31 protein-coding genes are annotated in these 25676 nt (G+C 64.0%); 14 read left to right on the plus strand and 17 right to left on the minus strand.

Going from position 1 to position 25676, the window contains the following annotated elements; genetic code table 11:
* The first annotated feature begins 24 nt into the window (after positions 1 to 24).
* A complete protein-coding gene (gene lipB, locus AB7F49_RS05245; RefSeq protein ID WP_428520773.1) occupies positions 25 to 774 on the plus strand; it encodes a lipoyl(octanoyl) transferase LipB in 750 nt (249 codons plus the stop codon).
* Here the strand turns inward: lipB and AB7F49_RS05250 are convergent.
* The 6 genes from AB7F49_RS05250 to AB7F49_RS05275 all read right to left on the minus strand — a co-directional run bounded on the left by AB7F49_RS05250 (position 718) and on the right by AB7F49_RS05275 (position 5710).
* Positions 718 to 1020 carry an acylphosphatase gene (locus AB7F49_RS05250; protein ID WP_428520774.1) on the minus strand — a complete coding sequence of 101 codons (303 nt, stop codon included), beginning with the start codon at positions 1018 to 1020 and terminating at the stop codon, positions 718 to 720. The two genes, lipB and AB7F49_RS05250, sit on opposite strands and share 57 nt — an antisense overlap.
* Positions 1017 to 1445, minus strand: coding sequence for a gamma-glutamylcyclotransferase family protein (locus tag AB7F49_RS05255; protein WP_428520775.1), 429 nt, complete (start codon positions 1443 to 1445; stop codon positions 1017 to 1019). Before AB7F49_RS05255 ends, AB7F49_RS05250 begins: the two co-directional genes overlap by 4 nt.
* A gap of 2 nt (positions 1446 to 1447) precedes the next feature.
* Positions 1448 to 1972: a hypothetical protein gene (locus tag AB7F49_RS05260; protein WP_428520776.1), complete on the minus strand. Its 525-nt coding sequence runs from the start codon at positions 1970 to 1972 to the stop codon at positions 1448 to 1450.
* A gap of 61 nt (positions 1973 to 2033) precedes the next feature.
* Complete coding sequence (locus tag AB7F49_RS05265) at positions 2034 to 2294, minus strand: hypothetical protein (RefSeq protein ID WP_428520777.1); 261 nt, start codon at positions 2292 to 2294, stop codon at positions 2034 to 2036.
* A 54-nt stretch (positions 2295 to 2348) separates the two neighbouring features.
* A complete protein-coding gene (locus AB7F49_RS05270; protein WP_428520778.1) occupies positions 2349 to 4355 on the minus strand; it encodes an acetyl-CoA carboxylase biotin carboxylase subunit in 2007 nt (668 codons plus the stop codon).
* A gap of 50 nt (positions 4356 to 4405) precedes the next feature.
* Positions 4406 to 5710: an MgtC/SapB family protein gene (locus AB7F49_RS05275; protein WP_428520779.1), complete on the minus strand. Its 1305-nt coding sequence runs from the start codon at positions 5708 to 5710 to the stop codon at positions 4406 to 4408.
* 225 nt (positions 5711 to 5935) lie between these two features.
* Here AB7F49_RS05275 and AB7F49_RS05280 point away from each other — a divergent pair, with 225 nt between their 5' ends.
* Positions 5936 to 6595, plus strand: coding sequence for a peroxiredoxin (locus AB7F49_RS05280; RefSeq protein WP_428520780.1), 660 nt, complete (start codon positions 5936 to 5938; stop codon positions 6593 to 6595).
* Positions 6596 to 6634: 39 nt separating this feature from the next.
* A complete protein-coding gene (locus tag AB7F49_RS05285) occupies positions 6635 to 7270 on the plus strand; it encodes an alpha/beta hydrolase (RefSeq protein WP_428520781.1) in 636 nt (211 codons plus the stop codon).
* Here the strand turns inward: AB7F49_RS05285 and AB7F49_RS05290 are convergent.
* Positions 7261 to 7662, minus strand: coding sequence for a DUF2177 family protein (locus tag AB7F49_RS05290; RefSeq protein WP_428520782.1), 402 nt, complete (start codon positions 7660 to 7662; stop codon positions 7261 to 7263). The genes AB7F49_RS05285 and AB7F49_RS05290 overlap by 10 nt on opposite strands.
* A 138-nt stretch (positions 7663 to 7800) precedes the next feature.
* Between AB7F49_RS05290 and AB7F49_RS05295 the strand changes: the two genes are divergently transcribed.
* From AB7F49_RS05295 to AB7F49_RS05310, 4 genes are all read left to right on the plus strand, one after another.
* Positions 7801 to 8202 carry a PaaI family thioesterase gene (locus tag AB7F49_RS05295; protein ID WP_428520783.1) on the plus strand — a complete coding sequence of 134 codons (402 nt, stop codon included), beginning with the start codon at positions 7801 to 7803 and terminating at the stop codon, positions 8200 to 8202.
* 12 nt (positions 8203 to 8214) lie between these two features.
* Positions 8215 to 9669: a cryptochrome/photolyase family protein gene (locus tag AB7F49_RS05300; protein WP_428520784.1), complete on the plus strand. Its 1455-nt coding sequence runs from the start codon at positions 8215 to 8217 to the stop codon at positions 9667 to 9669.
* Positions 9670 to 9874: 205 nt separating this feature from the next.
* Positions 9875 to 10267 carry a hypothetical protein gene (locus AB7F49_RS05305; RefSeq protein WP_428520785.1) on the plus strand — a complete coding sequence of 131 codons (393 nt, stop codon included), beginning with the start codon at positions 9875 to 9877 and terminating at the stop codon, positions 10265 to 10267.
* 81 nt (positions 10268 to 10348) lie between these two features.
* Entirely contained in the window at positions 10349 to 10972 is a 624-nt protein-coding gene (locus AB7F49_RS05310) for a TetR family transcriptional regulator C-terminal domain-containing protein (protein WP_428520786.1), read from the plus strand.
* A gap of 171 nt (positions 10973 to 11143) precedes the next feature.
* Here AB7F49_RS05310 and AB7F49_RS05315 read toward each other — a convergent pair whose 3' ends face one another.
* Both AB7F49_RS05315 and AB7F49_RS05320 read right to left on the minus strand, forming a co-directional pair.
* Positions 11144 to 12031, minus strand: coding sequence for a DMT family transporter (locus AB7F49_RS05315; protein ID WP_428520787.1), 888 nt, complete (start codon positions 12029 to 12031; stop codon positions 11144 to 11146).
* Between the two features lie 166 nt (positions 12032 to 12197).
* Entirely contained in the window at positions 12198 to 12401 is a 204-nt protein-coding gene (locus AB7F49_RS05320) for a cold-shock protein (RefSeq protein ID WP_428520788.1), read from the minus strand.
* A 226-nt stretch (positions 12402 to 12627) separates the two neighbouring features.
* On the opposite strand from AB7F49_RS05320, the gene AB7F49_RS05325 reads away from it, so the two are divergent.
* Complete coding sequence (locus AB7F49_RS05325; RefSeq protein WP_428520856.1) at positions 12628 to 13755, plus strand: S-(hydroxymethyl)glutathione dehydrogenase/class III alcohol dehydrogenase; 1128 nt, start codon at positions 12628 to 12630, stop codon at positions 13753 to 13755.
* A 66-nt stretch (positions 13756 to 13821) separates the two neighbouring features.
* On the opposite strand, the gene AB7F49_RS05330 is transcribed toward AB7F49_RS05325, so the two are convergent.
* Positions 13822 to 15312, minus strand: coding sequence for a methyl-accepting chemotaxis protein (locus tag AB7F49_RS05330; protein ID WP_428520789.1), 1491 nt, complete (start codon positions 15310 to 15312; stop codon positions 13822 to 13824).
* On the minus strand, positions 15309 to 15653 hold the full coding sequence (locus AB7F49_RS05335) for a hypothetical protein (RefSeq protein WP_428520790.1): 345 nt from the start codon (positions 15651 to 15653) through the stop codon (positions 15309 to 15311). The genes AB7F49_RS05330 and AB7F49_RS05335 overlap by 4 nt, the downstream gene beginning before the upstream one ends.
* 199 nt (positions 15654 to 15852) lie before the next feature.
* Between AB7F49_RS05335 and AB7F49_RS05340 the strand changes: the two genes are divergently transcribed.
* The gene (locus AB7F49_RS05340; RefSeq protein WP_428520791.1) at positions 15853 to 16542 is read left to right on the plus strand and encodes a CBS domain-containing protein; all 690 of its coding nucleotides are present in this window, start codon (positions 15853 to 15855) and stop codon (positions 16540 to 16542) included.
* Between the two features lie 137 nt (positions 16543 to 16679).
* Positions 16680 to 17123, plus strand: a complete 444-nt coding sequence (locus AB7F49_RS05345; RefSeq protein ID WP_428520792.1) for a hypothetical protein — start codon at positions 16680 to 16682, stop codon at positions 17121 to 17123.
* Between the two features lie 62 nt (positions 17124 to 17185).
* Here AB7F49_RS05345 and AB7F49_RS05350 read toward each other — a convergent pair whose 3' ends face one another.
* The gene (locus AB7F49_RS05350) at positions 17186 to 17578 is read right to left on the minus strand and encodes a carboxymuconolactone decarboxylase family protein (protein ID WP_428520793.1); all 393 of its coding nucleotides are present in this window, start codon (positions 17576 to 17578) and stop codon (positions 17186 to 17188) included.
* A gap of 290 nt (positions 17579 to 17868) precedes the next feature.
* Between AB7F49_RS05350 and AB7F49_RS05355 the strand changes: the two genes are divergently transcribed.
* Positions 17869 to 18633 carry a cell wall hydrolase gene (locus AB7F49_RS05355; RefSeq protein WP_428520794.1) on the plus strand — a complete coding sequence of 255 codons (765 nt, stop codon included), beginning with the start codon at positions 17869 to 17871 and terminating at the stop codon, positions 18631 to 18633.
* Between the two features lie 4 nt (positions 18634 to 18637).
* On the opposite strand, the gene AB7F49_RS05360 is transcribed toward AB7F49_RS05355, so the two are convergent.
* The 4 genes from AB7F49_RS05360 to AB7F49_RS05375 all read right to left on the minus strand — a co-directional run bounded on the left by AB7F49_RS05360 (position 18638) and on the right by AB7F49_RS05375 (position 22449).
* Complete coding sequence (locus AB7F49_RS05360; protein ID WP_428520795.1) at positions 18638 to 19612, minus strand: MBL fold metallo-hydrolase; 975 nt, start codon at positions 19610 to 19612, stop codon at positions 18638 to 18640.
* Between the two features lie 9 nt (positions 19613 to 19621).
* Entirely contained in the window at positions 19622 to 20608 is a 987-nt protein-coding gene (locus AB7F49_RS05365) for a tripartite tricarboxylate transporter substrate binding protein (protein ID WP_428520796.1), read from the minus strand.
* A gap of 103 nt (positions 20609 to 20711) precedes the next feature.
* The gene (locus AB7F49_RS05370) at positions 20712 to 21224 is read right to left on the minus strand and encodes a GlcG/HbpS family heme-binding protein (protein ID WP_428520797.1); all 513 of its coding nucleotides are present in this window, start codon (positions 21222 to 21224) and stop codon (positions 20712 to 20714) included.
* 181 nt (positions 21225 to 21405) lie between these two features.
* Positions 21406 to 22449, minus strand: a complete 1044-nt coding sequence (locus tag AB7F49_RS05375) for a cyclase family protein (RefSeq protein WP_428520798.1) — start codon at positions 22447 to 22449, stop codon at positions 21406 to 21408.
* A gap of 140 nt (positions 22450 to 22589) precedes the next feature.
* On the opposite strand from AB7F49_RS05375, the gene AB7F49_RS05380 reads away from it, so the two are divergent.
* The gene (locus AB7F49_RS05380) at positions 22590 to 22982 is read left to right on the plus strand and encodes a hypothetical protein (protein ID WP_428520799.1); all 393 of its coding nucleotides are present in this window, start codon (positions 22590 to 22592) and stop codon (positions 22980 to 22982) included.
* Here the strand turns inward: AB7F49_RS05380 and AB7F49_RS05385 are convergent, their stop codons facing one another.
* Positions 22983 to 23372, minus strand: a complete 390-nt coding sequence (locus AB7F49_RS05385) for an FKBP-type peptidyl-prolyl cis-trans isomerase (RefSeq protein WP_428520800.1) — start codon at positions 23370 to 23372, stop codon at positions 22983 to 22985.
* Between the two features lie 403 nt (positions 23373 to 23775).
* Here AB7F49_RS05385 and AB7F49_RS05390 point away from each other — a divergent pair, with 403 nt between their 5' ends.
* Positions 23776 to 24795, plus strand: coding sequence for a L,D-transpeptidase family protein (locus tag AB7F49_RS05390; protein WP_428520801.1), 1020 nt, complete (start codon positions 23776 to 23778; stop codon positions 24793 to 24795).
* Between the two features lie 93 nt (positions 24796 to 24888).
* A complete protein-coding gene (locus AB7F49_RS05395; RefSeq protein ID WP_428520802.1) occupies positions 24889 to 25617 on the plus strand; it encodes a methyltransferase in 729 nt (242 codons plus the stop codon).
* The last annotated feature ends 59 nt before the right edge of the window (positions 25618 to 25676 follow it).

Below are 25676 nucleotides of genomic sequence, written 5' to 3' on the forward strand. Positions count from 1 at the left end.
ACGTCACCATGCTATGGTGAATCGATGGTTAACGCGCGCAGTCCCCTCGCAAACGGCCTCGCGGCCCGCCCCGGCAGTCCGCCCGCGGAATGGCGGGTAGAACGCGGATTACTGACCTATGACGCGGCTTTGACCGTAATGGACGCGCGGGTCGCAGACATCGCGGCCGGCCGTGCCAGCGAACTGGTCTGGCTGGTCGAACACCCGCCGCTCTACACCGCCGGAACGAGCGCTGGCGGCGCGGACCTGCTGGATGTCCGTTTCCCGGTTCATCAGACCGGCCGTGGCGGCCAGATGACCTACCACGGTCCCGGGCAGCGCGTTGTCTATCTCATGCTCGACCTCAAGCGACGCCGTCAGGACGTACGGGCCTATGTCGCAACGCTGGAGGAATGGATCATCCGGGCCCTGCTGCATTTTAATGTCATCGGCGAGCGTCGTGACGACCGTGTCGGGGTCTGGGTGCGCCGGCCGGACAAGGGTCCTGGACACGAGGACAAAATCGCCGCCATCGGGATTCGTCTGAAAAGCTGGGTGTCGCTGCACGGCCTCGCCATCAATGTGGAACCGGACCTGTCGCATTTTTCCGGGATCGTGCCGTGCGGGGTGCGCGAGCAGCGCTATGGCGTAACGAGCCTGGTGGATCTCGGCCTGCCGATGGCGATGGCCGATCTCGACGCCGCGCTGAAGACGGAATTCGAGCCGCTATTCGGCGCGCTACACGGTGGCGATCACGCTGAAACGCTCCGTGCCGCGGCGCAAATCGAGATCTGACACGACCGCGTCGTGCTCCTCGATGTCAGTCACCACAGCGCTCGGCGGGCCCTTCCGGCACGCGCCGATCATGTCCGAGACGCCCGCGCCGGTTCCCGCAAAAACTGCCTCCACGCTCCCGTCGTTTCGGTTGCGCACCCAGCCTTCGATGCCGCGAGCGCGCGCAACATGCCGTGTCCAGTCGCGATAACCGACACCCTGCACGCGGCCATGCACGATCACACGCCGGATGACGCGCTCGCTCATCCCCTCCTCCCCGGCGACCAGCGCGCCAGGCCGGCGATGTAATCGTCCGGCAATCCGCAGCCGCGCGCGGCCTCGATCACCAGCGCCATGTAACCCGGGCGCGGACGCCCTTCCCGCTTGTCGTTGCCGAGATAGACCAGCGCCTGCACAATCGTCGTTCCCTTCCGAAGAGGGAGCATGGCTTTCCGATAGAGGCCGCCCGCTACATTCTCATAAGCGTCAAGTGCAGCGAGATCGCGCGGACCGATGCGCCACAGGATTCCGTGCACGTCCGCACCGGCCTCCGGAACCACCGTCGCATAGCCATTCGCCATGATCGCGAAGCGATGGTCGAGCAGAACCGCCAAACCTGTTTCGCTGGCAGTGGGGCAGCGCTGCCGCATCGGCCCGCGGCTCATGTTCGAGCCATAGGCAAAATACAGCATCCCTACTCGGTCGCGTGCAATTCGGACGGTTGCATAGCCGCCCAGGCCGAATACCAGATCATGAGCAGGAGCGGCGCCAGCGCAAACAGCGACAGCACCGCGATCGTGGAATCCTGCGGATTGGCCGCCGGCCCGGTCACGACATTGAGCAGAAACACCAACGGATAGAGCAGGACGCCGATCGACGCCGGCAGCCACGGCCCGGCAAGACTGGGGTTGGCTTCGCCGGCCTGCAACTGCAGGATCACGAAAAGCAGCACGATTGCGATCAGTGCGATCAGCGCCACCGCGGTCACGCCCAGCACGCTACGTTCGGCATTGCGCAGCCGTTTCGCCGTCAGCACGTACCACAACCACAGCAGCACCAGCTGAGTCACGATGAATGGCCAAAGCCCGAAGCCTGTCGTGATCGCAGGCGCACTGAGAATGTTCGAGAGAATGGCACCAAAAAGGAGGCCGGCCAGCGCAAGCGCATAGGGCCCCTGCTCCAGATCGCCGGATGGTGTGAGCGATTCGCGAACATTCATGCGCTCATGCTCGCATGCTTGCGCGCGAACGCCAATGCAGGAGCAACAGACCGCACGAGCGCTATTTCGGGATCACCTTATCGACAGCACGGGTCCCACCCTTGTCGATCATCTCCTCGAAGTCCTCCGGACTCAAATCCTCGACATCTTCGTCATGGATCGGATGTTGCGGATTGTCGCCGTCGGGCGCCGGGCTGATGCCGGCATGAGCCACATCGCCGGCAACCTCCGGAAGCGAGTCCGGGCGGTCGGGGCGCGGATCGCGCCGGCGCAGTTGATCCGGCATGTCGTGTTGGAGCCCGGGTTTCGAGCGTTTCGTCATGATCGCCTCCGCGTCGGTTACGGAGAAACGGCAAACGGGCCGCGGAAGTTCCCCCTATGCAAACTCCATGATGACCGCGTCGACGGCAAGAGAGTCACCCTTTTTCGCGTATATCTTCTTGACGGTTCCGTCGCGCTCGGCGCGCAGCACGTTTTCCATCTTCATGGCCTCGACCACCGCGAGCGTCTCGCCGACCTTCACCTCCTGCCCCTCTGCGACTGCGACGGAGACGACCAGGCCCGGCATCGGACACAACAGCGACTTGCCGGTATCGGCGGCCTTCTTCACCGGCATCAGGCGGGCATAGGCGGCTTCGCTCGCGGTATAGACGAAAGCGCGCGCCTGTGCCCCGCGAAACGCCAGATCGAAACCATTCGGCACCGCACTGATCTGCACCGTCACCGGCTTGCCGTCGACCAGGCCGGACCATACCGGCTCACCCGGCTTCCAGTCCGATTGCAGCATGTGCGTGTGCGCCTGGCCATTCTGGAACGCCACCTCGATGGCACCGTTGGCGCGCGTCACTTCGACCTTGTATTCGGTCTGGTTCAGCCACACCGCGCGCTGGCGTTCGCGGATCACGAGGCGATGGCGCATCTGTCCGGAAATCTGGCGCTTGCGCTCCCCAAGGACATGGTCGACCGCAGTCGCAACCGCCGCAAGCACGTGCGCCACCTCGCCTTCCGGCGGCACGCCGTGAAAGCCGTCCGGAAATTCCTCGGCGATGAAGCCGGTCGACAGATTGCCCGACCGCCAGCGCGGATGCGCCATGAGCGCCGAGAGGAACGGGATGTTGTGGCGGATGCCACCGACATAGAATGCGTCGAGCGCATCGGCCTGCGCATCGATCGCCGAGGCGCGATCCGGCCCGTGAGTCACGAGCTTGGCGATCATGGGATCGTAGAAAATCGAGATTTCCCCGCCCTCGTAGACGCCGGTGTCGTTGCGAACGGTAATACCGTCCTTCTGCGATTCAGCGGGCGGACGGTAGCGCACCAGCCGCCCGGTCGACGGCAGGAAGCCGCGATACGGATCTTCGGCATAGACGCGGCTCTCCACCGCCCAGCCGGTGAGTTTCACGTCGCTCTGCTTGATCGAAAGGACTTCTCCCGCGGCGACGCGGATCATCTGCTCAACGAGATCGATTCCGGTGATGAGTTCTGTCACCGGATGCTCGACTTGCAGCCGCGTATTCATTTCGAGAAAGAAGAAGGAGCGATCCTGGCCCGCGACGAATTCCACCGTGCCGGCCGAGTCGTATCCCACGGCCTTCGCCAGTGCGACTGCCTGCTCGCCCATCTTCTTTCGGGTTGCCTCATCGAGCAAAGGCGATGGCGCTTCCTCGATGACCTTCTGGTTGCGGCGCTGGATCGAGCATTCGCGCTCGCCGAGATAGACAATGTTGCCGTGCTTGTCACCAAGCAGTTGAATTTCGATGTGGCGCGGATCGACGATGAATTTCTCGATGAACATGCGGTCGTCGCCGAACGATGACTTGGCTTCGGATTTCGAGCGCGCGAAGCCCTCTGCGACTTCGGATTCGGACCACGCGATCCGCATCCCCTTGCCGCCACCGCCGGCGGAGGCCTTGATCATGACCGGATAGCCGATCTGGTTGGCGATCTTCACCGCCTCCGTCTCGTCGGCGATCTCACCGAGGTAACCCGGAACGGTCGACACCTTGGCGGCCGCGGCCGCCTTCTTTGACTCGATCTTGTCGCCCATTGCGGCAATGGCCGTGGGGTTCGGCCCGATAAAGACGATGCCGTTTGCCTCCAGGGCCTTGGGGAAGGCCTCGCGCTCGGTCAGGAAGCCGTAGCCCGGATGCACGGCCTCGGCGCCGGTCGCCTTGCAGGCGGCAATGACCTTCTCGATCTGCAGATAGCTTTCGGCGGCCGGCGGAGGTCCGATGTGAACCGCTTCATCCGCCATCTCAACATGCAGGGCATCGCGGTCGGCGTCGGAATAGACGGCGACCGTGGAAATGCCCATTCGGCGCGCGGTCTTGATGATCCGGCAGGCAATCTCGCCACGATTGGCGATCAGGATACGCTTGAACATGCGACCAAAGCCCCCTCTTGCGGGGACTTTTCGGCGCTGCAGCAAAAATGTCAATTCAGATTGATCGGGAACGTCAGCGCCGCGAGCCAATAGGCAGCCGCCCCTGCCACCAGGCAAAGGAACGCCATGGCGGCGATCTCAAGGGCGAAGGCCCCTCGCCCGGCCACGATCCCAATCCCGGTTTTGCTGACATTGTTCGACACAACTGCGGCGAGAATGGCGAGCGCGGCCTCATGAAGGGACAGGGGCTGCGGCGTCAGGCGCGACATGGAGACCGTGACCGCATCGACGTCGGCAACCCCCAGCGCAAGCGCGCCGGCGATAGCGCCGGCCGCACCCAGATTCTCGCCAAGCGCTCGCCCCAGCAGAACGATCACCGCCAGCAGGACCGCAAAGCCCAGCACGGACCAGAAGCCGAACGGGTTCTTGAATTCGACCGTCTGCGCCTCCCCGGCATCGCTCCTACGCCAATAGGCCGCGACCAGCGCATAGCCTACGGCGACCACGATTGCAGCGGCGAGGGCCGGCCCGATCAGCCACAGCAGTTCCGGTTTCAGCGCCGCAACGATCGCAATCACCCGCGAGAAGGAGACTGCGGTCGCCAGCGCGACCCCAGCCGCCAAGAGACGCGGCGTTCCCTCGCCCGCCGCGGCGCGGCGCGCATTCGAGGCGGTGACGGCGGTCGACGAAACGAGCCCGCCGGCCGCAGCGGCCAGCAGGATGCCATGCTGCGAGCCCAGAACCTTGACTGCCACGTAGCCGGCAAACGACACCCCCGCGAGGACGATCGCGATCAGCCAGATTTCGCGCGGATTGACACCGCCGAACGGGCCTATCGGCTCGTCGGGGACGATCGGCAGTGCAATGAAGGTCATGGCGAGCAGAACAAGTGCGCTGCGGATTTCGCGCTCTTCGATCTTGGTCAGCCATTGATGCAGCGGTTCTCGAGCCGCGAGCACGCAGACCGTCGCGACCGCAGCCGCGCCGGCAGCGCGCATGTCGCCGATCATGGCATAGACCGAGAGCGCGAAGGTGAGCATGCCAGCAATCGCGGTGGTCGCCGAGTATTTGTCATCGGCGCGATTCTCGTCGCGGCACATCATGGTGAAGGTGACAGCAAAGGCTGCGAAGGCGATTCCGATAACCAGGCCGCCCGTTAAGGTCAGCGGCTTGCCCGCGGCCTCTGCAAGCACCCCCGTGGTCCCGCCCAGAAGTCCGATGATGGTGAAGGTGCGCACGCCCGCTGTGCGGCTTCCTGGCTTCTCCTCGCGCGTGCGCCAGCCGCGCTCGATCCCGATCAGGAGACCAATGCCGAGCGCCACAGCAAAATGCGAGAGCAGATCCTCGATATCCATGCGTTACTCGGCTCCCGCCAAACTGCGCGGGCAGAGGAAATTTGCCGCAACCGGCCGGACATGGGGAAAAATCGTCTCTCCACGCTGCGGAAAGCAGAACATGCGGACCTTAATTTTTTCCGCCGCGCCTTTATATACCCGGCAGCGCCGTTCGGCGCTCGCTCATTCATCGAGCCCAGCCAATGCCGCGTCCCGCCTCGAGGCGCGACCCCATGGAGGAGCAACATGGCTCTCGCGATCAACGACACCGCACCCGACTTCGAAGCCGAAACCACACAGGGGAAAATTCGCTTTCATGACTGGATCGGCGATTCCTGGGCGGTGCTGTTCTCACACCCGAAGGATTTCACGCCGGTCTGCACCACCGAACTCGGCTATATGGCCCGCATCAAACCGGAATTCGACAAGCGTGGTGTCAAGATCATCGGGCTCTCCGTCGACCCGGTCGACCGTCATGCCGACTGGGCCAAGGATATCAAGGAGACGCAGGGGTTCGAGCCGAATTATCCGATGATCGCCGATACCGACTTCAACGTGTCGAAACTCTACGGCATGCTTCCCGCCGCCATTTCCGGCGATCCCACGAAACGCACCGCGGCCGACAACCAGACCGTCCGCAATGTGTTCGTGATCGGACCCGACAAGAAGGTCAAGCTGATCCTAGTCTATCCGATGACCACCGGACGCAACTTCGATGAGGTGCTGCGGGTGATCGATTCCCTGCAACTCACCGCCAAGCACAAGGTCGCCACGCCCGCGCAGTGGAAGCAGGGCGAGGATGTGATCATCGCGGGCTCGGTGTCCGACGATGACGCGAAGAAGACCTATCCGCAGGGCTGGAAGGCGCCGAAGCCCTATATCCGGATCGTGCCGCAACCGAAATAGCGGACTTCGCATCGCGCTACGCTCATGCAATCATGACGCGTGGCACAGGCACCCGATCTCGGCTTCATGCACCGCTTTGTTCCGGCGGCGGAGGCTTCGCGTCCGCCGCTTCTTTTGCTGCATGGCACCGGCGCCGACGAGAACGATCTGCTCCCGCTCGGCAAGATGCTTTCACCGGGCTCGGCGCTGCTCTCGCCGCGCGGCAAGGTTCTCGAAGACGGCAGATTGCGGTTCTTCCGCCGAAATGACGACGGGGCGTGGGACATCGACGATTTCAATGCGCGCGTTTCGGAGCTTGCCGAATTCGTGCTGCGCGCGCGTCAGGCCTACAAGCTCGCCCCGCCGATCCTGCTCGGCTTTTCGAACGGCGCCAATATCGGCTGGGGTTTGATGCGGTACGATCCGTCGCTGATCGCAGGCGCCCTGCTGATGCGGGCATCGCTGCCATTCGATCCGCGCCCTTTCCCCGATCTGAGCGGCGTTCCGGTGCTGCTCCTTTCCGGCAGGGACGATCCTCTGGTGCCCGCCGACCGGCCGCCTTATTTTGCGGCATTGCTCGGTGAAGCCGGCGCGGACGTGACGCTGGAATTGCTGCCGGCGGGACACGCATTGACACAGCAGGACCTGGTTTTCGCGCATGCCTGGCTGGAGCGCTTCAGCGTTCCTCAGGCCTGACGCTGGATTGCGTTGGCGATCAGCAGCCCCAAGGTTGCGGAGGTCGCAGTCGCGAACGTCCCCCAGGCGATGTCGACCAGGGTCGCGGGCCAGGTCCAGCCTTTCAGCAGCGCCAGTGCCGTCAGGTCGAAGGTGGCGTAGCAGAACAGCCCGAACAGCGCGCCATAGAGCAGCGTGTGCTGCCAGTCCGAACCCGCGGCATAGCTGACGAAAATCACCATTCCGACCGGATAAAGCAGATAGAAAATCGCGGCCGGCACGATGTTGACGTCACCCAGCGCCGGGCCGACCTGGGCCTTGAAGAAGTCCTTGGCCAGCACCCCGAGGAACAGGAAGTCGAGCGGCACCATGACGATCAGCGTCGCGAGATAGAGAATGATGGCGCGTTTCATGGCGATCCCCGTGTCGTGGCGATCGTGAGATACGCACGACTGGACCGGTGGGTTTCACCACACCGATCAGCACTTTGATCGCTTTTCACCGGCACCCGGTTATGGCAAGCGATCCGACCGCGTTCACACGGGACCGCCATGCGCCAGGACCAGCAGCCGCCGTTCGCCCAGCTACTCGATATCAGGATCATCCGCACCGAGCCCGACCGGATCGAGGCCGAACTCCCGGTGCGGCCGGAGCTCGGGAACCGCAACGGCAACATGCATGGTGGCGCCGTCATGGCCCTTGCCGATGACCTGGGAGGCGCGGCCACCATCATCAATCTGCCCGAGGGGGCCACCACCGCCACGATTGAAAGCAAGACGAATTTCTTTGCCGCCATCAATGTCGGCGACACCGCGCGCGCCGAGTGCATTGCATTGCACAAGGGCCGCACCACCATGGTCTGGCAGACCCGCATCACCCGCGCCAGCGACGGCAGGCTCGCGGCCATCGTGACCCAGACCCAGCTGGTGATTGCCGGCAAGTTCGGCAAATAGTCGGCGCCTCTGATGCCGGACGATCGGCGATCCTCGGCCCCATTCTCCGCAATCGTCTGGTTTCGCGACGATCTGCGGCTGGGCGACCACCCCGCACTGACAGCGGCTGCCAGAGCCGGCACCCTCACCTGCCTCTATCTGCTGGACCAGGACAGCGCCGGGCTGCGCGCGCATGGCGGCGCATCGCGCTGGTGGCTCGCGCAGTCGCTGCGGGCGCTCGACGCAAATTTGCGCAAGCTGGGCCAGCGGCTCGTGCTGCGGCGCGGCAAGGCGGCGGATGTCATACCTTCGCTCGCACATGAATGCGGAGCGACGCATGTCTACTGGAACCGCCGCTACGACCGCGCCGGCATCGCCGCGGACGAGGCGGTGATCGCCGCGCTGAAAGCGCGAGGTGTGACCGGCGGCACCTTCCCCGGCAGTCTGCTGGTCGAGCCCGGCAAGCTCCTGAACAAGGACGGCGGACCGTTGCGTGTGTTCACGCCATTCTGGAAGCGGGTGCTGTCGCTCGGCGATCCGCGCAGACCGCTGCCGGCACCGAAACGCCTGCCACCGCCCCTCGATATTGCATCGAGTCATCTCGAGGACTGGCATCTCGAACCCACCATGCCCGACTGGGCCGGAGGCCTGCGCGCTACCTGGACGCCCGGCGAAGCCGCAGCGCGCCAGCGGCTGGCCGATTTCCTCGACACCATCCGCGGGTATGCGGACGAGCGCGACCGCCCGGACAGGCCGTCGACCTCGCGTCTCTCCCCTCACCTGCGTTTCGGCGAGGTCAGCGCGGGCGAAGTCTTTCACGCCGCGCGCTTCGCTGCGGAGAAAGGCGACGCGCCGTCGCGCGACATCGAGAAATACTTGAGCGAACTCGGCTGGCGCGAATTCTCCTATCACCTTCTGCATCACTTTCCCGATCTCGCGACGAAGAACCTGCAGCCGCGTTTCGATGCGTTTCCATGGCGCAGCGACGACGCCGCGCTGAAGGCGTGGCAGCGCGGACAGACCGGCTATCCGATCGTCGATGCCGGCATGCGCGAACTCTGGCACACCGGCTGGATGCACAATCGCGTGCGCATGGTGGTGGCGTCATTCCTGATCAAGCATCTGCTGATCGACTGGCGACTCGGCGAGCAATGGTTCTGGGATACGCTGGTCGATGCCGATCCGGCCAACAACACCGCCAGCTGGCAATGGGTCGCGGGCTCCGGCGCCGATGCCGCGCCCTATTTCCGCATCTTCAATCCAATATTGCAGGGCGAAAGATTCGATCCGAACGGTGACTATGTGCGGCAATGGGTGCCAGAGATTGCCGCCCTGCCAGACCGCTTCATCCACAAGCCGTGGATGGCGACGCCCCTCGAACTGGCCGAGGCCAAGGTCACGCTCGGCAAGACCTATCCCGCACCGATGGTCGACCATGACTTGGCGCGCAAGCGCGCGCTCGCCGCATTCGACAGGATCAAGGGTTAGCTCGGCGACGACCGCAGTCTCCGCCCTGGAGGCCTGATTACTGACCGCCGTCACCGGCCCAGAACCGGGTTGCCACCGACGACGAAAGTTCCCAAGGAAGCTGCTTTGGCCAGCCGCAGTCGGCGTGCGGCAAGTTGACCTCGTTGACAGCTAGACCATTCAGTCTAGACTGATTGGTCTAGAGAGCAGAAACGGAGGAAACATTATGCGTATCGCCAAGGATCAAGTTGACAAAAAACTGGAATTGCCCGGCGCGGTCATTCGCCAGCGCACCGACTTCGGAGATGTCACGGGATACGGAAAGATCAGCGGCGAGTACTTCACCCTCGCCGCTGGTGTGGATACAACTCCGCTGTTTCAGGGATTGCACGGCAATGCCTGCAATTGCCCTCATTGGGGTTTCGTGCTGGAAGGACAGATCACCACCACCGACGCATCGGGCAACAAGGAAACAGTGACAGCGAACGACCTGTTCTATTGGCCGCCCGGACACAACGTGAAAGTCGATGCTGACGCGGAGATCGTGATGTTCAGTCCGCAGCACGAACATACCCGGGTAATCAATCACATGATCGATAAGGTGAACGGCTACGCCTGACGAAGCCGAGTTACCCACCCCCACTGTCGCGGCGCCCGGCCAGGCTATGGTCCGGTCCGCCGCGATTGCGCGTTCGTGCCAATGCTGAGCCCGCTGATCCTGATGCATTCCACCAAGCAACGATTGATCGATGCGGGCCTGCGCATGCTACTGGAGCAGGGCTACAACAGCCTTGGTATTCAGGCGCTGCTCGACGCAACCGATACGCCCAAGGGATCCTTTTATCATCACTTCAGGGATAAGGAGGACTTTGCTCTTCAGGTGATCGACGCCTACATGACCACCGTGCATGCAGGCCTCGATGCGTGCCTGCTCGACCGCACGCGACCTCCGCTTGCGCGCATCCGCCGTTTCTTCGAGTTGACACAGGAAAAATATAAACAGGAGGGCTATCTCGGCTGCCTCCTGGGCGGGCTCGGACAGGAATTGTCGGGAGTGAGCGAGGCGTTCCGCCGCAAGATCGACTGGTGCCTGTCATCCATCGCCGGGCAGATGGCGAATTGCCTGCGCGAGGCGCAGGTGAAGGGTGATGTACCGGCGGCGTGCGACGTTCAGGAGATGGCAGACCTGTTGGTGAATTGCTGGGAGGGCGCGGCTTTGCGTAGCCGCCTGCGGCGCGATCCCGCATCGCTCACGGCAATGCTCGATTTCTATATTGAGTCCATCGCGTTCGGGACCCGACCTCAGAGCATTGCTCCTGCCTGACGTGCTGGCTGTGAGAACCCACTTCATCGTTGCAGCGACTTCGTGAAGCGGATTTTCGAAGCAAGAGTTGGCAGACTGCCCGAACCACTTTGGGGAATCAATCCATGTCCCCCCGTGGTTCTCCGGGCGTAGCGGAACAATACCAAGTACGCCCTGCCCTGCCTGCTCTTCTCAGGTTCGCACCGCGCCCCTGTAATTCACCAAGAACACCCCGGCTGCGCACAGCACCATGCCGGCGATGGCGAGCGCGTTGAGCGTCTCGCCGAACATCAGCCAGGCAATCACTGCCGTCGTCGCCGGCACGAGATAGAACAAGCTTGCGACCCGCGATGCCGGAATGCGCCGGATCAGCCAATACATGAGCGCGATCGTCAGAACCGAGAGCACGATCACCGACCATCCGAGTGCCACGATGAATTGCGGCGTCCAGTCGATGGCGCGCGTTTCGAATGCGTATGCGCCGACCGCGAACAGCAGCGTCGCGCCGGCAAATTGCACAAGATTGCCGGAGCGCCAGTCGATCGCGCCGCAATAGCGCTTCTGGTAGAGCGTGCCGAGCGTGATGCCCAGCAGCGAGATCACGCTCGCGAGCCATCCGAGCAGGCCGCCGGACATGACGACGTTGCGATCATTGAGCACCAGCAGCACGCCGATCAGCCCGAGCGCGAACCCGCCCCATTGCAGCGCCGTCACCCGCTCGCCGAGGAACCGGCCGGCAAGCGTCGCGGTCAGGATCGGCTGCAGCCCCGGGATCAGCGCCGAGATTCCGGCGGGCACCCCCTGCGAAAGCGCGACGAACACGCCACCCAGATAGAGCACCTGCAACAGCACCCCCGCAACGAGGCTGTGCCACGCATCGAGGGGCGACGGCAACCGCACCCGCATGACCGCAACGACAGCCGCCAGCACCAGCATCGTCAGCCCCATGCGGGCGAACAGGAATGTGAGCGGCCCCGCATAAGGCATGCCGAACTTGGCCGCGATGAAGCCCGTGCTCCACAGGAACACGAAGGTCAGCGGCGCTGCGCGAATGGAGAGCGCGGTAAAGGAAGGTTTCACGATGGTGATTCCGGCGACCGCTCTCTATGCCATCGACCCGGCCCTGCACAAATTGCAGCTGGGAACAGGTCGACCGCCCGCAACTCGGTTCTGGCGGCGGCTGAGCGCGTCGAAAAAAAACCCCGCCGAAGCGGGGCACACTCAGGTTTGCAGCAACGCGCGAGCGTTACTTCATCTTGAGGTTTCCGGCGGATTCTTTGCCGCGGTCGGACACGATCTCGTATTCGACCTTCGCGCCTTCAGGGACAGAACTGAGACCGGCGCGCTCGACGGCCGAGATGTGCAGAAAGACATCCTTTCCGCCGCCGTCCGGTTGAATGAATCCATATCCCTTGGTCGCGTTGAACCATTTAACAGTGCCTGTAGCCACTTAACGTCTCCGGTGCCGTTTCGATAGAGACTCCCTTTGTAAAGCAGTTCTCGATGGAGGGATATGCCGCACGGCAAAGAAAAAACGCGATCCAAGGGGGCCCATCCGCCTGTCGGGAGGGCCCTGAAACAGCCCCCGGCATTGCGCGAAATGCCGCATCCGGTACATGAGTGGCAGGAACTGGGAGACCGCGGGCCGTTCCGCGGCACACAAGGAGGCCGAAACGATGGATGTGCGTGCGGCGGTGGCGGTCGAGGCGGGCAAGCCGCTCGAGATCATGACGGTACAGCTCGAAGGCCCGAAAGCGGGCGAAGTCCTGATCGAAATCAAGGCTACCGGCATCTGCCACACCGACGATTTTACGCTCTCCGGTGACGACCCGGAAGGCATCTTCCCATCTATCCTCGGCCATGAGGGCGCAGGCATCGTGGTCGATGTCGGAGCCGGTGTGACCAGCGTCCGCAAGGGGGATCATGTGATCCCCCTCTACACACCGGAATGCCGGCAATGCCCGTCCTGCCTGTCGCGCAAGACCAATCTCTGCACCGCAATTCGCGCGACGCAGGGCAAGGGCCTGATGCCGGACGGCACCTCGCGCTTCTCGCTCGGCGGCAAGCCGCTCTATCACTATATGGGCTGCTCGACCTTCGCGAATTTCACCGTGCTGCCGGAGATCGCGGTCGCCAAGGTGCGCGAGGACGCGCCGTTCGACAAGATCTGCTACATCGGCTGCGGCGTCACCACCGGCATCGGCGCGGTATTCAATACCGCCAAGGTCGAGATCGGGTCCAAGGCGATCGTGTTCGGCCTCGGCGGCATCGGCCTCAACGTGATCCAGGGTCTGAAGCTCGCGGGCGCCGACATGATCATCGGCGTCGACATCAACAATGACCGCAAGGCCTGGGGCGAGCGATTCGGCATGACGCACTTCGTCAATCCGAAGGAGGTCGGAAAAGACCTTGTCGCCCATCTCGTGGACATGACGAAGCAAGGCGCCGATCAGATCGGCGGCGCGGATTACACCTTCGACTGCACCGGCAATGTCACGGTGATGCGCCAGGCACTGGAAGCCTGCCATCGCGGCTGGGGCGTCTCGGTCATCATCGGCGTGGCGCCGGCCGGCGCCGAAATCTCGACGCGGCCGTTCCAGCTCGTCACCGGCCGGGTGTGGAAGGGCTCCGCCTTTGGCGGCGCGAGAGGCCGCACCGATGTGCCGAAAATCGTCGACTGGTACATGGACAAAAAGATTCAGATCGACCCGATGATCACCCACCTTCTCCGCCTCGAAGACATCAACAAGGGCTTCGACATGATGCACAAGGGCGAAAGCATCCGCAGCGTCGTGGTGTATTAGCCCGGCGGCCGGCCGCGCCAGGCCTGTGCGCTCGCAGCCGTCAGCCGATGGCTGGCGTGCACTCGCCTATGCAGCCGATCTTGGCCGCGGCATTTCCAGAAGCTGAATCTGGCGGGTGAACGCCCTGACGCGGTCGCGGATCGTGCCGGCCTGACGCGTGACCTCTCCCGCGGCCTCGCTGAATTCCGCAATGGCCTGCACGCTTTGCGACATGGCCGTTTCAATCTCCGAGACCGCTTCGGCGAGATGCGAAACGCCGATCGTTGCGGACGTGACGTTGCCGGCGATCTCCCGGGTGGCAATCGCCTGCTGTTGCACGGCACTTGCGATCCGGGTGTGCGAAGAATCGAGTTCGCCGATGGTCCGACCGATCGACTGGATCGCGGCCACGGAACGGTCGGTGGTCTGCTGCATGGCGCCGATGCGCCGTGCGATCTCCTGTGTCGCGGCCGCGGTCTGGCCGGCCAGCGCCTTGACCTCTTGGGCAACCACGGCGAATCCGCGTCCCGCGTCTCCGGCGCGCGCCGCTTCGATCGTCGCATTGAGAGCCAGCAGATTGGTCTGGCTGGCGATCGCGCTGATCAATTCCGTGACCTTGCCGATCTCGAAGGCGACCACCGCAAGTTCGTCGATCGTCATATTGGCCCGGCTGGCCTCCCCGACCGCTGTCCTGGCGAGGTGAAGCGACTGGGTCGCGTTGCCTTCCACTTCGGTGATGGTCACCGCGAGTTCGTCGCCGGCCTGCGCCGCCAGCCTGACCCGGGCGGAGGTCTCCCCGGCCGTGAGGATTGCCGACGATGTCTGCGCATTGGACCGTGCCGATGCAGCACCGAGTGTATGGGCGTTGGCATGCAGAACCGCCGCCGCGTCGTGCAGAATGCCGACGGCACCGGACATTTCCTGCTCGAATACCTGCAGGACGCGTTCGATCGACTGCGCGCGTTCGCTGGTGGCCGACAATTCGCGGCTGCGTTCATCGAGCACCGCGCCGAGCTTCGCGGCAGAATGTTCCGCAGCCTCGCGCTCGGTCTGCGCCTGCCGGAACGCGGTCCGGATGGTCCAGCCGATGCCGGCCAGCATCACGGTTTCAACCACGACCACGAAGGCGTGCAGCGCGACGCGCCCGTAATCGGTGCCGCCCGGATAGATGGCGGCCGGAAGCACCTCGTTGAACCCGAGATGTTGCACAGCGATCAATCCCGCCGCCAACAGCAGGATCCGCAAGTCGCAGAAGCCCGACAACATTGCCAGTACGGCGAAATAGTAGAAATGGGTCTCGACCTGCCACGGATGTCCCTGCATCAGGAAAACCAGCAGCGAGGTCTGGGCGATCAGGACGATCGCAAGAGCGGCGGCGACCACGATGACTGGCCGCCCGAACTGGATCAGCACGATCGGAGCGGCTGCCAGTGCCAGCGAGAATGCCGTCGTTGCAGCGACGTCGTATCCGCGCAGCCAGGCCAATATCGCCAGAATCGGCACATGGACGAGGGTCAGCACCGAAAGCGCGATCGCCACCACGCGCTGCAGACTTTCCAGACTGTTGATCGCCATCATTGAACGGCATCCGCGCGCGGCAGGCAGGCCGCGATGACGCGAGGATCGAGAGTCATCCATGCGCCTCGCGCAGCGATCCGGTCGGAAAATTCCGCGTCGCCCGCCTCCGCAACGACAATGAACGGCAGCGCCCCGAAGCGCACGATGCGCGCTCCGGCGTCCGCAACCCGCTGCATGGCGCCCGCCGCGTCGACCCATGGCGCAAACAACACCGCGACCACACGGCTGCCTTCACTGCCGCGCGCACTCAGCGAGGTCCCGACAGGCAGCACCAGACTTGCGGCCAGCAACAGAGCAATCATCGCCCCATCGAGCCAGCGGCCATTCGCGGCCAATTTCATGTCCCTTGCATCCAATTCCCGAGGACATGACGTAATTTCAAGACGTTTCCGTTGAATTAACGATGCATTGCAGCAACCGGCGACGAATCCGCGACGCATTTCGCCGCGGCCGCCAAGTCCGAGGCACTTGATCCGCGTCAACGCCGGCGTCGGAACGCAGCGCCAATCTCCCTCGCCTGAAGATCGAGGAGGGAGCGCCATGAACGCCAGCGATATCATGACCGTCCGCGTCGTCACCATCGCGCCGGACGCGACGGTGCAGCAGGCCGCGAAGCTGATGCTCGAACGCGAGGTCAGCGCCCTGCCCGTGGTCGACGGCAGCAACCGGTTGATCGGGATCATCTCCGAGGGCGATCTGGTGCGTCGCGCGGAGACTGGAACCGAACGCAAGCCGTCCTGGTGGCTCAGCTTCGTCTCCGGCGCCGACCAGCTCGCTCACGATTTCGTCAAGGCGCATGGAACCAAGGTATCGGACGTGATGACCACAGATGTGGTGGTTGCCAGGCCCGATTCTCCGCTGCGCGAGGTCGCGGGGCTGCTGGAAAGCCATCGCATCAAGCGCGTGCCGGTGGTCGAAGAAGGCCTGGTCATCGGCGTGGTGAGCCGCGCCAACCTGCTGCAGGCGCTCGCAAGCGCAAGGCCACGCGCGGCGGCGCCGCAGCCCTCCGATTCCGACCTGCGCGACACCATTGTCGACCGCTTGTCGGCACAGCCCTGGTCGCATCCGTCCATCGTCAATCCGATCGTAACCGACGGCATGGTCGATCTCTGGGGCATGGTGCTGTCGCCGACCGAACGTAACGCGGTCCGGGTGCTGGTCGAGGAAACCCCGGGCGTGCGCGGCGTGAACGATCATCTCGCGGTACGGCGGATTCCGAGCGGCGTCTGAGACGCCGGCAGCCATTTTCGCGGCCGGCTGCCCCATGCTTAACCAATTGAAAACCGGATTTCGACAAAGTCCTGCCTGACTGAGGCCCTTCCCGGCCTCCAGTAGTGTCTTGCGTCTGGATGACATTCGGGGTGGGCATGCGGCGGCTGGGGGTAGCTGTTGCGATCGTGGTTGTTTCGACCGTCTCGGCCCTTGCCGATCTGCGCATCACGCGCGATCACGGCGGCGAGGTCGAGAAGTACAAGGCGAAATACCGGCAGATCGCGGAGCGTGGCGAGCGCGTCATCATCGACGGCATCTGCAATTCGGCCTGCACGCTGGTCATCGGCATTGTTCCGCGCAACAAGATTTGCGTGACGCCACGGGCAAGCCTCGGCTTCCATCAGGCCTATACGGTGGTGGACTGGCCGATCCGAAAGAAGGTCGCCCACGCGGCCGGCACCCGCGAACTGCTGTCGTATTATTCCGAACCGGTGCTGGACTGGATCGAGCGCAAGGGCGGCCTCACGCCGCAAATGAAGGTCGTCAGGAACGGCCCCGACCTGTGGGCCATGCTGCTGCCCTGCCCGGAGGAATGGTAGCGGCGCAGGCCGGTTCCAAACTCGACATCTGCCCGCCCGGCTTCGGGTCCGGTCGTCTGGGTCTATGTCTCGAACATCCTGTCGATCGGCACCCGATAGCCATTCGCGAGGCGGTTGGTTTCGTTGGCCATGCCGGTGACCGCCATGACCTCTCCGAACATCGCGTCCGTCATGCCGGCCTTGCGGGCGGCCGCCGTGTGGCTTGCAATGCAATAGGCGCAGCCATTGGTAACGCTGACCGCGAGATAGATCATCTCCTTGGTGAGCGGGTCGAGCGCGCCCGGTGCCATCACCTCCTTGACGCTCTCCCAGGTGCGTCTGAGCAGCACCGGATCGCGCGCCAGATATTTCCAGAAATTGTTGACGTCGGGCACGTTGCGCGACGCCTTGATGTCGTCGAACACGGCGCGGACTTCGTCGGAGGCGGCTTCATAATGGATCGGAGGTGATGACATGAGATCCCGGTGTGGTGCTGGCGGCCGCAGCCGCATGGTTAACGACTGTGCGTCAAACTGACTCAGCCGGACAAGAGCCGGCACAGCAAACGGACCGAAAATAGGGGCTTTTCCGCGCGCCGCCCACCGCAACGTCCTCACGGCGCTGTGAAAAACAATGGTGTCTGTTAACCATTTGCCCTTCGCCTGCCACATTTTCCAAGCGAACTGACCATCATGCGACGGGGGTCCTGCGTTTTTGGCGTCGCATTTGATTATCGATTTGTGCGGCGAGACATTTGGGGGGACTTATGCGGGGCAGCTTCGCATCGCTCTACCTTGCATGCGCAACCATCGCAGCAATCGCTATCGGCACACCGGCAAACGCGTATCGCGCACCCGTCGAGGAGACCAGAGTCGCGCTCGGCGACCCGATCAATCGCAGCCGTGACATCGCCTACGAGACCGATCTCTATTGCCTGACGCTCGCGGTCTATTTCGAAGGCGGCTCGACCGGCGAAACCGAGGAAGGCCAGCGCCACATCGCGAATGTCGTAGCCGCGCGCGCCCGCGCCAACCGGCAGATCTGGGGCGGCGACAAGATCTGCGACGTGGTATTCTACAAGCGCTCGAAGGTGTGTCAGTTCTCGTTCGCCTGCCTGCCGGTCAAGAGGCGCACGGCGATCAAAGGCAACGCCTGGCGCTATTCCAAACAAATCGCGCGCGACGAGCTCGAAGGCCGCAGCGGCCTCGAGGACCGGCTGTTGCGCTACTACATGAATGCGTCACTGACCCCGCCCAAGAATGCCTGCCGGTTCCGCAAGGAATTCGTACCGGTGGTGCAGGCCGGACGCCACGAATTCTTCCGCGAGGCGAGCCGCGCCGAACGCCGCGCGCTCGAGAAGGCCGAGCATGAAGAATGCAAGAAATACGAAGCCTCACTGAAAAAGAAGAAACACGCCAAGAGCAGGAAGGGCGCAAAGGACGTCAAGACCGCAAAGGGCCCGAAGAACAACGTCGCCGGCGCGGCCGCAAAGAAGCAACCGCCGAAGAAGGTCAACGTGGCCAAACGTTAGACGCTCAGAACGAATAGCGCTTGCCGACGGCGGTCGGTGCCAGCACCCGATCGCCGAAGGCATTGGCCAGCGCAGTCATCGCCCGCCAGCCGGTGCAATGGCCGGCCGCGATCGTGTTCAGCCCGAACTGTTTCAAGTCAGCGACCGTTTGCGGGATCACCGCTTCGTTGGCACCCGAAAGATGCAGCCCGCCCAAGATCGCGCAAAGCGGCACGCCTGGAAAGCTTGCGCGCGCGTGGTGCAGGACATTGACGATGCCGGCATGAGAGCAGGCTGACAACACGACCAGTCCCTTGCCCTTCACATGAATGCCGAGCCAGCGCTCGTCGAGCAGCAGTTCGTCGGGCTCCCAGCCCTGCCCGTCCGCGGTACGGCGAACTTGGCCCGGATAGCCACGTTCATATGCAGTCACGCGCGGTATCTCGCCGCTGACATGGACCATGCCGTCGAGCAGACCATGCGGCTCGCGGCTGGTCGCGACCTTCGCGCCAAAGGCGGTGAGATCGTCGACGCTCGGAACATCCTCCATCTGCCGGAAGCCGCCATTCGGCATTGTCACAGCACGGGTGCGGAACATGTCCGGATGCGCATCGAACACGACCGCCTTGCCGCCGTTGCGGCTGCGGATCATGGTCAGCGCCAGCAGCATGGCGCCGGCATGGTCCCAATGGCCATGCGACAGCATGATCGCCTCTACCGGACCCAGAGCGGCGGCGAGGCGCGTAACGTTGCGCTCGAACGCGTATTCCTCCGGGCCTGAATCGAACAGCATGGACCGCCGAACGCCACCGCGCTCAACGTTGATCAGGCATGACAGGCCGTGCGCAGCGCAGCACAGGCACTTTCCGCCCATCATGCGCACGCCGCGCCGCATCAGACCTGCGCCCTCGCTCTCGACATGCGCCGGCGTCGACGACAGCATGTCGGTGGCGTTGTCGACGAGGACCTGAATCTCCAGTGAATCCACCTCGCCGATCATCGCATCCCCTTACCAGCCCATCAGCGCCTTGGTGCTGACCTCGTTGTCCTTCAGGAATTTCTTGTACTCGTCGCCCTTGATCACACGCGGCTCGAGCGACAATTGCCTCGCCTTCTTCTGATGCTCAGCCGAAGTCAGCGTCTTTTCCAGAGCCGCGTTCAGCATGTCCTGCACGGTCTTCGGCAGACCGGCGGGCGCGGCGATCCCGCGCGACACCGACCAGACCTGATTGAAGCCCAGTTCCTTGAAGGTCGGCACATCCGGCAGGAATGGCGAACGTTCCGGCGCCATCACGCCAAGGATTCGGATGGTGCCCGCGCGCGCTTCTTCCGCGACCTCCGAAATGTTGGCACCGAGTACCTGGATATGTCCGCCGAGCGCACCGGTCTTGGCGTCCGCGGTCGACTTGTGGTGCACGGTGATCAGCTTGATCCCGTTTTCTTTCTGCATCGAGAGGATGGCGAGGTGATCGTCCGAGCCGGCACCGAACGCCGATATGCTGATGGTCTCGGGCGTCTTCTTTGCCGCCTCGACGATGTCTTTCACCGATTTGAACGGCGAGTCCGCCTTCACCGCCCAGACATTGTAGTCGAGCACATGGTTCATCAGCGGCGTGAAGCTGTCGAGCGTTTCCGAACGATTGTATTGCCGGTCGAGATAGCCGGCATACATCGATGGCACATTGAGATAGCCGATGGTGTAGCCGTCGGGCGCAGCCTTTGCCAGCGCGCCCCAGCCGACCCAGCCGCCGCCGCCCGCGCGGTTCTCCACCGTCACCGGCTTGCCGAGCACCGCTTCCAGATCCTTGGCCAGCATGCGCGCGGTGATGTCGGTGCCGCCACCGGCGCCATACGGCACGATCAGCGTGATATTGCGTTCGGGATATTGCGCGGTCGCGGGCGACGCGACAGCGAAAACAAGCAAGGCAAGCGCGGCTGCGATCGCGCGCAACGGTCGTGCAGAGAAGCAACGTGCAGACATGCAAAGCGCTGACATGACCTTTCCTCCCCTCGCCGACTTTCTGGCGGCGTTGACAGGAAGACTGCGCCCGCGCGCGAAATCCGGCAAGGTGCGACGCGCCGCAAACCGGCGCGTTCGATCAGAAATCGAGCTTGTCCTGCACCGCAGCGATGCCGGCCTTGGCACACGCATCATCAGCGTCGCCGCCCGGCGCACCCGACACCCCGACCGCGCCGACCGTGACGCCGGCCGCCTCAACCCGCACGCCGCCGCCGAGGATCACGGCACCCGGCAGATCGCGCAGGCCGGCCTGCGGCATGCCGGGCTGGCTGATGCCGATGAGGTCGGTGGTGTTGGTGCGGAAGCTGACCGCGGTCCAGCCCTTGCCGGCCGCCGTTGCGGGCGTGTGTGGACCCGCGAAGCGGTCGCGGATCATCACCTGGGTCTGGCCGAAGCGATCGACCACCGCGACCGCAACCTGAAAGCCGCGCTTGCGGCAATCCTCCAGGGTCGCGCGGGCGAGATCGAGAGCGATTTCGGGACTGAGACTCTTGTAGGTGACGAGCGATTCCTGCCCGCTGGCGGGCCGGCAGGAAAGCAGCGACACGCAGACGACGACCGGCGCAAGAATGCTAAGGCTAGCCCGAACCATGACATTTGCTCCCTGAACGTTGCGACGGACGGAACCGTCGCGCTTTATCGAAACGCCGCGCAGGCTTTCGGCGGCATTGTGATGCCGCCGACACCTTCATGCAATTGAATATGATTGTGCGGCCCGCCGCTTGATGCGGATCAAGCGGCGGATGGAAAGGCACCGCTGCCGGCGCGCCGTGCTATTGCCCCGGCACGCCGATCGACACCGGACGCACCGGCGAGCCGGACCCGCCCTTCGAGCGCAGCGGCAGGATGATGGTGCAGGACAGCCAGACCCTGTCCCTGGCCAGCTCGCCGAGATTGGCATTCTGGATGTTGTGGATTCCCGCAACCACGAGATTGTGGTGATGGATGGCGAAGGGCAGTGCTGGCGGCGTCCCGGGCGCGGGCGCGGCCTTCCCCATCAACATGCCGTCCGGCACCGGATCGGTGAACGGATTGTCGAGCGCCACCAGCACGACCTGCTTGCCCTCGATGTATTTCGCCGCGTCGTAGGCGAGCCCCGGACCCTTGGTGTAATAGCTCTTGGCATTGTCCGGATCGATCCAGCCATCACCCCAGCCGGTATAGATGTAGAGCACATCGCCCGGCATCAGGCCGCGCTTGTCGAGCCCCTGCGCCTTCAGCATCGCCTCGATATCGGCAGCCGTGACCACCGCCCCGGGCTCCAGGGCCTTGCCCTTGCCGAGATGGGTCTTGGCGTCGAGCAGGATCGCGGTGGTGATGATCGGCGGCACCTTCTCGATGCCGAGCTTCTGCAATGGCGCGTCCGGCGTCGGCTTCACCTGCTGCTGGGTATGGCCGCCGTAATACGCGGCCTTCCCGGACGGAAATTCGCTCTTGCCGTCCCAGGGCTCCGGCAGAACGGCGAAATGCCCGAGCGCATCCATCTGCGTTCCTTGCGCGCCCGCCTCACCGCTTACCGCTTCCTCGCCGTTGAAGGCATGGCGGGTGCCCGGGATGCCGACGGTCGGCCGGTATTTGTCGACCAGCGGCGTGCCGAACGGCGATTGCGGCATGGTGTTGGAGCGGATGTGCGAAACCTCGTAGGATTTCGCCTTCGGATCGGCGAGCAGCGGCGCGCAGCGCGCCCAGGTCGCGGGGCCGAGATTGTTCGCCATGCCGATCTCGTCTCCAGCCGGCCAGCGCGATTGCGCCGAGAGCGGAGCCGCACCGTAGAGAATTGCCGTCCCGGCAAGAAGGGTCAGACCGATCCGTCGCATCGCGTTGTGCTCCCTTGTTGCAGCCCGACCGATTGGACAACACGGCCAAAGGCTCGGCAAGCGGCAAGCGAAGCGGGGAACTTCGCCGGCAGCGTCGCCGTTGCCTGAGCGCACGACCGCAGACCGCAAGGGAGCGCGTTATGGAACGAACCCGAGACCAGACCACCGATCGAACGGAAGAGCGGATTTCGCGGACGGAAATTCAGCCCGACCCTCAATTGCAGCTGTCCGAGGGTCGTGCCAGCGTCCTGCAGATCGTTCTGGTGGCGTTTGCCTGCCTGCTGATCGTTGGCATGATGATCTACGGGCTGAACCAGCCGACATCCGAGGGCGACGCGACCGCCTCGGCACCGCCGGCACAAGGCACCACCGCGACCGCACCGACGGCCGAACCGGCGCCGCCGACGGACGCCAATGCCGGCAGCGAAAATCCGGCCGCCCCGGACGCCGCCGCGCCCCAGCAGCAACCGGCCAGGGAGCCGGTGCCGCAACAGGTCAAGCCCGGCGTCGTCCCGGACGATTCCGCACGATAGCTATTTCACGCCGAGCAATTCGACGTCGAAGATCAGCGTCGCGTTCGGCGGGATAAGTCCGTTGCCGACGCCCTGCGCGCCATAGCCGAGCGCCGGCGGGATGATCAGCGTACGTTTTCCGCCGACCTTCATCGAAGCGACGCCTTCGTCCCAGCCCTTGATCACCCGCCCCGCGCCGACCGGGAATTCGAACGGCGAGCCGCGATCGACCGACGAGTCGAATTTCTTGCCCTTTTTGCCGTTGTCGTTGAGGTAGCCGGTATAATGCACTACGGCGGTCTGGCCCTGCTTCGGCGAAGCGCCGGTGCCGGCCTGGGTGTCGATCATCTGAAGCCCGGACGAGGTGGTGACCGGCTTGCCGGACTGGGCGGAGGCGTCTTCCGTGGTCATGGTCAGGAATCCTGTGGACACGATGCTTGATGTTGCAATGGCGGCGCAGGCAGCCATCAGGTGACGTCGTGATAAAGCGCGCATCGGTCGTTTCTCCATGATCAATCCGCGGGCGTCGAGCCGAGTCTCCCGGCCGGGTGGCTTGTAGCCCGTGCCGTGCCAGGTTCAATGCCGACCCAGGCGCATGCTGGTCCGGTCGCCCTGGCCGCAGGATGTGTAGGGCAATATGTGTAAAGATTGTGTCGGCGGCTCATGATGCGGATTGCGCCACCTGCCGCAGGACATCTCCTCGCTCGCTGACCTGAGACCACGGCAACGCCGCGACCACGTTGCGCGGGAACGATCGAGCGGCGCCACGGCTTGTTTCATGTCTGCAACACAAGCGATGGACCGGGACTGACGGATGATGACCCTGCGGCTGACAACAATGTGGCCCGCGCTGGCGATCCTGGCGCTGATCGGCGGACCGGCCCCCGCAGCCTCGCTTGATCCGAGCCAGATCGAGAAGGCGAGCCTGAAGGATGGAGATGCCTCTGGGGATACGGTCAGTCCGGCAGTGGTGCGGCTGCAGATCCTGCTGGACCGCGCCCGATTCTCGCCGGGCATCATCGACGGACGGATGGGCGAGAATGTCCGCAAGGCCGTGACCGCCTATGCGCGCGCCCGCGACCTCAGCGGCGGCCACATGCCACCAGACCTGTCGGCCGCCGCACTGCAGCAATTGTCCGCGGCCGCGGAAAAGCCGGCGCTGCGGCAGTACAAGCTGACCGAGAGCGACGTCGCAGGACCCTTCGCCGAGCGCATTCCGGCGCAGATGGAGGACATGAAGGACCTGCGGGCGCTGTCCTATACAGGCGTGACCGAGAAGCTCGCCGAGCAATTCCACATGAGCGAGGAATTGCTGACGTCTCTCAACCCCGACAAGGATTTTTCGGTCGGCACCACCATTGTCGTTCCCGATGTGCAGCGGGACGAGTCGCTGGCGGCGGTGAGGCGCATCGAGGTGAACAAAGGGACACAGACGCTGAAGGCATTTGGCGCGTCGGACGAACTGCTCGCGGTCTATCCGGTCACCGTCGGCAGCGAAGAGACGCCGGCCCCGAGCGGCGAACTGGAGGTCACCGGCGTCGCGAAGGATCCGACCTATCGCTACAACCCCGATTACGCGTTCGAGGGGGTGGAGGCGCGCGAACCCTTCACCATCCAGCCCGGGCCGAACAATCCGGTCGGGCTGGTGTGGATCGCCTTGTCGAAGGAAGGCTACGGCATCCACGGCACGCCGGACCCGGCCACCATCAGCAAGTCGCAGTCGCATGGCTGCATCCGGCTGACCAACTGGGATGCGCTTGAACTGGCCGGCGCCGTGGAGAAAGGCGTCACCGTCCGCTTCCTGGAGGGCAAGGGCGCCGACGCACGCGAGTGAGCGGAGGGCGGACGCGCCGAACTGCCTCGATATCGTGACTGGCGCCGCCCGTCTTCGTGATCCATCGTCGCCGGCAACACGGGAACCACCCAAATGCGCGCGGCCTGTCTGACGCTCTGGCTGATGATCGTGGCGGCCCCGCCCGCGCTGGCGCAGGATGCGACCCGCTATCTCGCCCCGCCCGGCGCGCCTGCCGATGCGTTCCCGAATCCGGGCCGGCCGGTCGCGGACATCATCAGCCCGATCTTCGATACCGAAGCGAACCGCGATGCCGCGAAGGAGACCGAACAGGTGTTCGCGCTGATGAAGCTGAAACCCGGCATGAGCGTCGCCGATATCGGCGCGGGTTCCGGCTATTACGTGATGCGGCTGTCGAAGCTGCTCGGGCCAGGCGGCAAGGTGTTCGCCACCGACATCACGCCCAACTATCTCAGCGCGTTGAACGCGCGCATCCTGAAAGCGAAGCTTGCCAATGTGGTGATCGCGCGCGGCGAGCCGCACGACCCGCGGCTGCCGCCGAATTCGATCGACGCCGCGCTGCTCATCCACATGTATCACGAGATCGCACAGCCCTTCGCGTTCCTGCACAATCTCGGCGCCGCGATGAAGCCGGGCGGGCTTGTCGGCATTCTCGATCCGGACCGGCCGACGCAATTCCATGGCACGCCGCCCGGACTGATGCGCTGCGAACTCGCCGCACTCGGCTATCGCGAGGTGTCGTTCACGGCGCTGTCCGGCAGGCTCGGCAATCTCGGGGTGTTCGAGGCACCGGGCGCCGAGGTGCGGACGAGGCCTGCCGATGTGAAAGCGTGTGCGCGGTAGGACAAGTTGACTTCGGCCCTGAGCGACCCGATATTGATATCAGATTGATATCATCCATT

Source organism: Pseudorhodoplanes sp. (genome assembly GCF_050250235.1).
Classification (GTDB): Bacteria; Pseudomonadota; Alphaproteobacteria; order Rhizobiales; family Xanthobacteraceae; genus Pseudorhodoplanes.

What these genes read in the sequence shown, in the direction of transcription:
- lipB (WP_428520773.1), top strand. Translation starts at nt 25, where the DNA reads ATGGTTAACGCGCGCAGTCCCCTCGCAAACGGCCTCGCGGCCCGCCCC.
- AB7F49_RS05250 (WP_428520774.1), bottom strand. Translation starts at nt 1,020, where the DNA reads ATGAGCGAGCGCGTCATCCGGCGTGTGATCGTGCATGGCCGCGTGCAG.
- AB7F49_RS05255 (WP_428520775.1), bottom strand. Translation starts at nt 1,445, where the DNA reads ATGCTGTATTTTGCCTATGGCTCGAACATGAGCCGCGGGCCGATGCGG.
- AB7F49_RS05260 (WP_428520776.1), bottom strand. Translation starts at nt 1,972, where the DNA reads ATGAATGTTCGCGAATCGCTCACACCATCCGGCGATCTGGAGCAGGGG.
- AB7F49_RS05265 (WP_428520777.1), bottom strand. Translation starts at nt 2,294, where the DNA reads ATGACGAAACGCTCGAAACCCGGGCTCCAACACGACATGCCGGATCAA.
- AB7F49_RS05270 (WP_428520778.1), bottom strand. Translation starts at nt 4,355, where the DNA reads ATGTTCAAGCGTATCCTGATCGCCAATCGTGGCGAGATTGCCTGCCGG.
- AB7F49_RS05275 (WP_428520779.1), bottom strand. Translation starts at nt 5,710, where the DNA reads ATGGATATCGAGGATCTGCTCTCGCATTTTGCTGTGGCGCTCGGCATT.
- AB7F49_RS05280 (WP_428520780.1), top strand. Translation starts at nt 5,936, where the DNA reads ATGGCTCTCGCGATCAACGACACCGCACCCGACTTCGAAGCCGAAACC.
- AB7F49_RS05290 (WP_428520782.1), bottom strand. Translation starts at nt 7,662, where the DNA reads ATGAAACGCGCCATCATTCTCTATCTCGCGACGCTGATCGTCATGGTG.
- AB7F49_RS05295 (WP_428520783.1), top strand. Translation starts at nt 7,801, where the DNA reads ATGCGCCAGGACCAGCAGCCGCCGTTCGCCCAGCTACTCGATATCAGG.
- AB7F49_RS05300 (WP_428520784.1), top strand. Translation starts at nt 8,215, where the DNA reads ATGCCGGACGATCGGCGATCCTCGGCCCCATTCTCCGCAATCGTCTGG.
- AB7F49_RS05305 (WP_428520785.1), top strand. Translation starts at nt 9,875, where the DNA reads ATGCGTATCGCCAAGGATCAAGTTGACAAAAAACTGGAATTGCCCGGC.
- AB7F49_RS05310 (WP_428520786.1), top strand. Translation starts at nt 10,349, where the DNA reads ATGCTGAGCCCGCTGATCCTGATGCATTCCACCAAGCAACGATTGATC.
- AB7F49_RS05325 (WP_428520856.1), top strand. Translation starts at nt 12,628, where the DNA reads ATGGATGTGCGTGCGGCGGTGGCGGTCGAGGCGGGCAAGCCGCTCGAG.
- AB7F49_RS05330 (WP_428520789.1), bottom strand. Translation starts at nt 15,312, where the DNA reads ATGATGGCGATCAACAGTCTGGAAAGTCTGCAGCGCGTGGTGGCGATC.
- AB7F49_RS05335 (WP_428520790.1), bottom strand. Translation starts at nt 15,653, where the DNA reads ATGAAATTGGCCGCGAATGGCCGCTGGCTCGATGGGGCGATGATTGCT.
- AB7F49_RS05340 (WP_428520791.1), top strand. Translation starts at nt 15,853, where the DNA reads ATGAACGCCAGCGATATCATGACCGTCCGCGTCGTCACCATCGCGCCG.
- AB7F49_RS05345 (WP_428520792.1), top strand. Translation starts at nt 16,680, where the DNA reads ATGCGGCGGCTGGGGGTAGCTGTTGCGATCGTGGTTGTTTCGACCGTC.
- AB7F49_RS05350 (WP_428520793.1), bottom strand. Translation starts at nt 17,578, where the DNA reads ATGTCATCACCTCCGATCCATTATGAAGCCGCCTCCGACGAAGTCCGC.
- AB7F49_RS05355 (WP_428520794.1), top strand. Translation starts at nt 17,869, where the DNA reads ATGCGGGGCAGCTTCGCATCGCTCTACCTTGCATGCGCAACCATCGCA.
- AB7F49_RS05360 (WP_428520795.1), bottom strand. Translation starts at nt 19,612, where the DNA reads ATGATCGGCGAGGTGGATTCACTGGAGATTCAGGTCCTCGTCGACAAC.
- AB7F49_RS05365 (WP_428520796.1), bottom strand. Translation starts at nt 20,608, where the DNA reads ATGTCAGCGCTTTGCATGTCTGCACGTTGCTTCTCTGCACGACCGTTG.
- AB7F49_RS05370 (WP_428520797.1), bottom strand. Translation starts at nt 21,224, where the DNA reads ATGGTTCGGGCTAGCCTTAGCATTCTTGCGCCGGTCGTCGTCTGCGTG.
- AB7F49_RS05375 (WP_428520798.1), bottom strand. Translation starts at nt 22,449, where the DNA reads ATGCGACGGATCGGTCTGACCCTTCTTGCCGGGACGGCAATTCTCTAC.
- AB7F49_RS05380 (WP_428520799.1), top strand. Translation starts at nt 22,590, where the DNA reads ATGGAACGAACCCGAGACCAGACCACCGATCGAACGGAAGAGCGGATT.
- AB7F49_RS05385 (WP_428520800.1), bottom strand. Translation starts at nt 23,372, where the DNA reads ATGACCACGGAAGACGCCTCCGCCCAGTCCGGCAAGCCGGTCACCACC.
- AB7F49_RS05390 (WP_428520801.1), top strand. Translation starts at nt 23,776, where the DNA reads ATGATGACCCTGCGGCTGACAACAATGTGGCCCGCGCTGGCGATCCTG.
- AB7F49_RS05395 (WP_428520802.1), top strand. Translation starts at nt 24,889, where the DNA reads ATGCGCGCGGCCTGTCTGACGCTCTGGCTGATGATCGTGGCGGCCCCG.